Annotated in this window: 5 protein-coding genes; all 5 read right to left on the reverse strand. The window is 41.8% G+C overall.

Annotated features, from left to right (window positions below; genetic code table 11):
* The coding region (locus KV696_RS09515; RefSeq protein WP_219967525.1) for a LysM peptidoglycan-binding domain-containing protein at positions 1–1,117 on the reverse strand (1,117 nt) is incomplete at its 3' end.
* A 356-nt stretch (positions 1,118–1,473) separates the two neighbouring features.
* Positions 1,474–2,853: an ABC transporter permease gene (gene vex3, locus KV696_RS09520; protein WP_219967526.1), complete on the reverse strand. Its 1,380-nt coding sequence runs from the start codon at positions 2,851–2,853 to the stop codon at positions 1,474–1,476.
* 50 nt (positions 2,854–2,903) lie between these two features.
* A complete protein-coding gene (gene vex2, locus KV696_RS09525) occupies positions 2,904–3,551 on the reverse strand; it encodes an ABC transporter ATP-binding subunit Vex2 (RefSeq protein WP_000173750.1) in 648 nt (215 codons plus the stop codon).
* Between the two features lie 12 nt (positions 3,552–3,563).
* Positions 3,564–4,841, reverse strand: coding sequence for an ABC transporter permease (locus KV696_RS09530; protein ID WP_219967527.1), 1,278 nt, complete (start codon positions 4,839–4,841; stop codon positions 3,564–3,566).
* Between the two features lie 167 nt (positions 4,842–5,008).
* Positions 5,009–6,021, reverse strand: a 1,013-nt coding sequence (locus KV696_RS09535; protein ID WP_219967528.1) for an SIALI-17 repeat-containing surface protein, incomplete at its 5' end; no start/stop codon positions are given.

Here is a 6,021-nt window from a genome sequence, read left to right on the forward strand (position 1 = left end):
TCGCTGGAGTTGGGGTTTCTGTTGCTCCTGACGCTGGAGTTTCTTCAGCTGGTTGCGCTGGAGTTGGGGTTTCTGTTGCTCCTGGCGCTGCTGGTTGGTCTTCCACAGGTTGCGCTGGTGTCACTGGTTCTTCCACTTTCGGTGCTGGTGTCGTTGGTTCCTCTACTTTTGGTGCTGGAGTAGTCGTTGCTTCTTCTGCTTTAGGAGCGGGTGCAGTTGACTCCTCTGCTTTCGGCGCTGGTGCCACTGGCTCGTCTGATTTTGGTGCCGGAGTCGCTGGCTCATCTGCTTTTGGCGTGGTAGACGCTGGTTCTTCTGCTTTTGGCGTTGTAGCCACTGGCTCGTCTGATTTTGGCGCTGGTGTCGCTGGATCCTCTACTTTTGGCGCTGGTGTCGCTGGCTCGTCTGTTTTCGGTGCAGGTGTCGCTGGTTCTTCTGCTTTCGGTGCGGGTGTCGTTGGTTCCTCTGCTTTTGGCGAGGGGGTTGCAGGTTCTTCCACTTTCGGTGCTGGCGCTGATGGTTCTTCAGTTTTCAACGCTGGTGTCGCTGACTCGTCTGATTTTGGCGCAACTGTGACTGGTGTTTCTGCTTTCAGTGCTGGCGATACTGCTGGTGTTTCCACAACTACTGGTGTCGTTTGTTTAACTGTAGTAGTTTGCTCTCCAGTTACAGTATTTGTCTTTGTTTCAACTTCATAACTTTGACAGCTACCAGAATTATCAATCGACACTCGCTGTCTTTTGACTTCTGTATTTCCATCTTTTAGAAAAGCTTCTTCGCTAAAATACAATTTATTATTAGCAAAAATCAAATCTCTATTTGCAATACGATTTATCTCAACCAAACTATCAACAGATAGCCCCGTTGCTCCACTAATAGCACTTAGTGTATCTCCCCATTTAATTGTGTAGTGTGATAAATTGTCTATATTTTGAATATCAGCTTTCACTTCCTCAACTGTTCTGGCTACCCAGACACCATCTTGTTCACTCGCTGACACAGTTGGAGCTAAGAAGCCCAACCCCAATAAAATCACACCTGTCGCAACAATTGCACCAGTTCTTAATTTTCTAAAGCCACGGAGGGATAAGCTTCCTCTAACATTTGTTTGTCTCATAATGTTTATTTTTCCTCACTAATCTATATTTCCCAAAGCAGACCCTTCCTAAGTCTACTAGTATATGTTTGCAATATGGATAGGCTTCTACAGATTTATCTATCTATTTTCAAGATAAGGTTTCTATAGATTTTTATGCACAATCCCATATATAAGTTGTGAAATTCCTTTCTAATAAATTCCATAGCTTTAGTATATCATATTGAAGCACTAAAGTACAAAGAAAGCAACTGAAAGCAATGATTTTTATCACTGCTTTCGGCTCTATTTTACATTGTTAAATATCCATTCTCTATCCACCATTCTTGAATAGAAAAATAAGATGTAGTCTCTATTTCAGACTAATTTTTTCAAATTTATTCACCATCCAGCAAGAGTTCTTTTGGTTGTTTTCTGAGGAGATTGCTTGAAGCAAGCGCCATAACGAGAACCACTAGAACCAAGGCAAGGACAAAGACAATGATAAAATCTGATGTCTGAATGGAAATGTCTAGGCTCGACAAGGTCTTGCTAAAGCCATCTACTTCTGCACCACCACCAAGATTAGAGGCTTGAGCTGCCTTGCTGGCTTGCTTGGCAACACCTGAAGTGACATTGGCAAGGACAGTGTTTCCGATTGCACGTGCTGTGTAGTTAGCTAGAAAATAAGCAGAAACGAGAGCAGGGACGGCAATCAAGATCGATTCAGTGATGAATTGACCCAAGATGCTTGCCTGCTTGAGACCAATAGAGAGGAGAATTCCTACTTCCTTGCGACGAGCGTTGATCCAAAGGCTGAGCAAGAGGGCAAGGAGAAGAACTGAGAAGCTCAAGCTACCCCAGAAGAGGAGGTTGGCCATCTTGTACATACCAGAGATGGATTGCTCAAGAGCTGGGTAGTTAGAGGAGCTCTTCACCAGTGTATAGCTCTTCCAGTTGATACCACTGATACCGTTCAACTCTTTCATGACGTCATCCAAGTTTTTGTCTGCTGTTACAAAGAAGGTTGCGTCCCCATAAATAGCTGTGTCTTCTGTGTATCCATAAAGCTTTGCAGCAGTGTGAATGTCTGTGATAGCTGTATTTTCGTAGAGTTCTTGTGAGTAGGTTACTGCCGACTTATTGTGACCATCAAAGAGTCCCTTGATTGTCACTTCAACTGTTTCCTTGGCACCTTTTTCATTGTCTGCATCGTAGATATTAGAGTCTAGTTTGACCTTATCCCCTACTTTCCAGCCGTGTTTGACTGCCAAGTCCTTGTGCAGGAGGATCTTGTCCTTGTCGTCGTTTGTTAAGTGCTCTCCTTCAACCAATTTATAAGAACCAGAGACAAACTTGTCTTCTTTAGAGGAGTCATTGACACCTGTAATCATCAAGCTACTTCCAAAATGTTTAGCACGGTCAGGTGTCAGATTTTTCTTGGTATCTGGCGTTTCGATGAGTTCATATCCAGTCAAATCTCCTATAGCGTTGATGCGTTTAACATAAGACTCGATGGCCTTGTTTTCGGTGATTTTTTTGATATCTTCACCCTTGATATTCCCAGCACCACGTGGCGTCCCTTGATTAACGCGACGATTGATTTGCATGGAGAAGCTATTGGTGATATTTTTAAAGGTCTCCTGAGAAGCCTTGGCAGTAGCTCCCTTGATCGACAAGCCGACCAAACTCAAGCTCGCCATGAGGAGAATAATCAGGAAGATGACAATCGATTTGAAAAACTTCCTTGTAACATAGGCAAATGCGTTGTGTAACATAGATTCCCTTTCTAGATTTGATTTAATAATTCTATCAAAACAAGCTCATATTATTTACTAGTATTGCGAGTTTCAGTCAGTTTCTTATCTTTCAACTCAAGTGTAATATCTGACGCTTGCGCCACTTCTTTACTGTGTGTGACGACGATGACACATTTACCTGTTTTCTGGGCAAGTGATTTAAGCAGTTCGACAATATCTCCAGCAGTTTTAGGGTCCAGATTTCCCGTTGGCTCATCTGCAAGAATAACTGGAGCTTCTGATACCAAACTACGAGCAATGGCAACACGTTGCTGTTGACCACCTGATAACTGGAGAACATTCCGCTTGATCTGACTTTCATCCAAACCAAGCTCAAGCAGTGTATCCTTGCTTGCCTTTTTGTTGACCAAGCGGATATTTTCCAGTGGAGAAAGATAATCTATCAAGTTATAATTTTGAAAGACCAGGGAAATATGGTGCATGCGATGGTAAGAATAGCCCTTCTTACGAATATCCTCTCCTTGAAAAAGAATAGAACCTTCAACAGGACTATCTAGACCAGCAAGGAGGGACAAGAGAGTGGATTTTCCTGCTCCTGACTCACCAATAATACTGTAAAATTTCCCGGGTTCAAAATTATAATTGATCTGATATAGGACTGCTTCAGCAGTGTTCTTATAACGGTAGGTAACATCTTGTAATTGTAATAAAGTCATGATTTCTCCTTCTTAACTAATAGATGATAAAATTTCTTTAGGTGATTTTCTAAATAAGAATAGGAAACAAAGGGCTACAGATAAGCAACTAATCAACAACAGAAAGACATAGGATTCTGCAAAAGATAGGATGTTGGCTGATAAACCGCTTGCTTTGGCTAGCGTATCTTGTAAGGTTGCCTGATCTCCACTTGCTAGTAGTGTTTGGAGTAGATAAGATGTGATTGCGTTTCCTGCAACAAATGCTGGAAGCAAGGCACCGAGAGATACCAAAACTACCTCTAAACAGAACTGTAGGAAAATCGAGCTCTTGCCTTTTCCAAGTGCAAGTAAAATTCCCACTTCATAGACCCGTTCTCTCAACCAGAGAGATAAAACAAGAATTAAGGCCCCTGCTCCTGCTATCAACATCCCATAAAGGAAAATGGTCAGAAAGGTTTGGAAGGTTGCTACTGAGTCTTTGATTTGTTCAAAAGCCTTGTTTTCCTTTTCGACTTGATAGCCTTGACTTTCCAAGGCCAAGTTTTCCACCTGCTTCATGAGTCCGTCCATTTCCTTAGGATTTTCTACATAGAAGCGCGCTGCACTGACTTGAGCTTCACTATTGCCCAAAAGGGTTTGGCTACTTTCATAATCTGTAAAGACCTGGTTTTCACTGAAGTCAGAAGACAAGCCTGTAAATTTCTCCTGTTTTTTACCAGAAAAGATTCCGACAATCTCAAACTCCACTGTTTGCCCTTTGCCAGCTTCTGACTGTCCAGCATCCAAGCCAATCTTATCATGAAGCGAAAGACCGTTCTTCTTAGCCAACTCTTCGTGGATCAGAATTTTATTGGAATCCCCTTTTTGAAGATGTCGCCCTTCTTTTAGGTTGAAAGCCGAACTGGTAAAGGTCACATCCTTGGATGAATCCTCAAGAGCCGTTAAGCTAACCAAGTTCTTGTCCGCAACTGACAAATCATCACGCTCTACGCTCTGCTCACCAGCCACCGCTTCCTTGTCTTTTAGTTTTGCAATCGTCTCCAGTTCAGGAGAGACATGTTCCAGTCCCTTAATCTTGCTTACAGATACTAGGTCTGACAGCTTGAAAGTCTGACCATTTTCTATCTTTTTAATAGAAAAAGATGTATTGAGTGATTTGTAAAGATTGGTTTCAACTGTTTTGTTGGACTTCATCAGAGTCAAACAGGCTGAAATTCCAGCCAATAGGACCAATAAAATCAGAAATAAAATAAAACTTCTCAGTCGTTTTCTGCTGACATAAGCCCAAGCTCTTTGGATTGGATTCATTTGTCACCTCCATATTTGTAAGACTATTATAAAATCCAAATATGAAATGTTTATGAAATGCAAAAAAAGAACTAGAATTCTCACAAATGAGTGATTTTTCTAGTTCTTTTTGATTTACAAAGACTTTATACAGGGAAAGCTACTAAGGATCAGATGAGATCATCTATTTAAGCTTCCTCTTCATCGTCTTTTTTCTTTTTGGCAAATAGCAAACCAAATGCGCCAAGAAGAGATAGAACTCCTAGTGCACCGGTAGCACGGTCTTCTTGTGTACCAGTATTTGGCAATACTGCTTGCGGTTGAGAAACTGATGGATTAGTTTCTGACACTTCATTCGGCAATTGAGCAGGTACTTCAACTGTTTGACTTGGCTGTTCAGCCGGTTGAGCAGCTGGCACTTCAGCAGGGATAACAGTATCCGGTCTAGGATTTGTATCGTCAGATGGTGTAGCTGGTCTTTGTTGACCGTCACCTGTTGGTCTAACTGGACTCACTTTTCTGAAGATATGAGTTACAACATCACCTTTAGTTTCTGTTCTTACAAATACATAACCTTCAATTTCACCATGTTCAAATGCTTCATTGGCTTCGCCTAATACTGCTGGAGCTTTCGCATCTGCTGGTTTCAACTCATTGCCATTTTCATCAGTCCATTTTGTAATGATAAGGTTAACTTTTGGCAACTCAGTTGGCTCTGGAAGTTCTCCATTTACTCCACCGTTGAATTCTGGTAATTCTGGTTGAACTTCTGGTTCACCGTTTACTCCACCATTAAATTCTGGTACTTCATGGATTGGCGAATCCGGTGCATTCACTCCACCACTGAATTCTGGATTTTCTAAAACTTCTGGTTCACCTTTTGCATATGCAAATAACAATTCATCACGAGGAATATTATGAGTGACGTTTGTTTCTGGATCAGTGATTGTTACTTTACCTGTCGGTTCAACAACTACAGTCTTACCTGGATTTGCTTTTTCCACTGATTCTTTAACTTTATCTTGTTCGTCTTTGCTTAGATTATTCAAATCTTTGACTGGGACTTTTTCAGTCGGTTTCACTGGGGTGAAGTCTTGGTTCACTAGGTCTGTTCCTGGAATTGTATGACTGATGCCTGTTGTTGGATCTGTCACCGTCGCTGTTCCGTCGTCTCCTACTGTTACTTCCTTACCTGGGTTCT

It is taken from the genome of Streptococcus humanilactis (genome assembly GCF_019448275.1).
Taxonomy (GTDB): Bacteria; Bacillota; Bacilli; order Lactobacillales; family Streptococcaceae; genus Streptococcus; species Streptococcus humanilactis.